General features: G+C 44.9%; 1 protein-coding gene and 1 pseudogene. Both read left to right on the top strand.

Annotation, left to right across the window (positions count from 1 at the left end):
- A pseudogene (locus tag R8O10_RS25760) lies at positions 1–180 on the top strand (MarR family transcriptional regulator); the annotation flags it as partial.
- Positions 181–213: 33 nt separating this feature from the next.
- Positions 214–567, top strand: a complete 354-nt coding sequence (locus tag R8O10_RS25765) for an MmcQ/YjbR family DNA-binding protein (protein ID WP_025534820.1) — start codon at positions 214–216, stop codon at positions 565–567.
- The last annotated feature ends 77 nt before the right edge of the window (positions 568–644 follow it).

Below are 644 nucleotides of genomic sequence, written 5' to 3' on the forward strand. Positions count from 1 at the left end.
CACAGTAAAGAAGACCGACGCAGTGTTACTGTTGAGCTAACGACTGAAGGCTTGGCATTGATTGAGTCGTTGATCCAAGAGCATGTGGATGTACAACATAGTTTGATTAGTGGATTGTCGGCGGACGAAAAGTCACAAGTGAATCAGGCGTTAAAGTTACTACTGCCTCAATTTGAATAGCGAATCTCGTCGCAAAAAAGCTAAGGAATGAGCATGAATATCAAAGAATTGGAATCGTATTTAGAGACATTTATGTGCGCCGAAAGTGACTTCCCCTTCGGCCCTGACGCACTTGTGTTCAAAGTAAAAGGCAAAATGTTCGCGATAATCGCGGAGCGTGGTGGTCGAGAATACGTCAGTGTTAAAGTGAAACCGGAAGATGGAGAAGTGCTAACGTCCCAGTTTACTGACATCACACCGGGCTACCACCTTAACAAACGCCATTGGGTCACAGTGTATTTCAATGGTGATGCCGAAGATGGTCTCATTCAAGACTTGTGCGAGCGCTCCTACGATTTGGTTGTAGCGAAACTGCCCAAAGCGCAACGTACATTGCTTGGACACTGAAGCCAAATAGTATTTCAGGAAAGCGTTTAGGCAATAACGAAAACCATCAATTGCTCGCTGAAAAACTCGCACCTTTT

This window comes from Vibrio sp. 1727 (genome assembly GCF_033344415.1).
GTDB classification, from domain to species: Bacteria; Pseudomonadota; Gammaproteobacteria; order Enterobacterales; family Vibrionaceae; genus Vibrio; species Vibrio alginolyticus.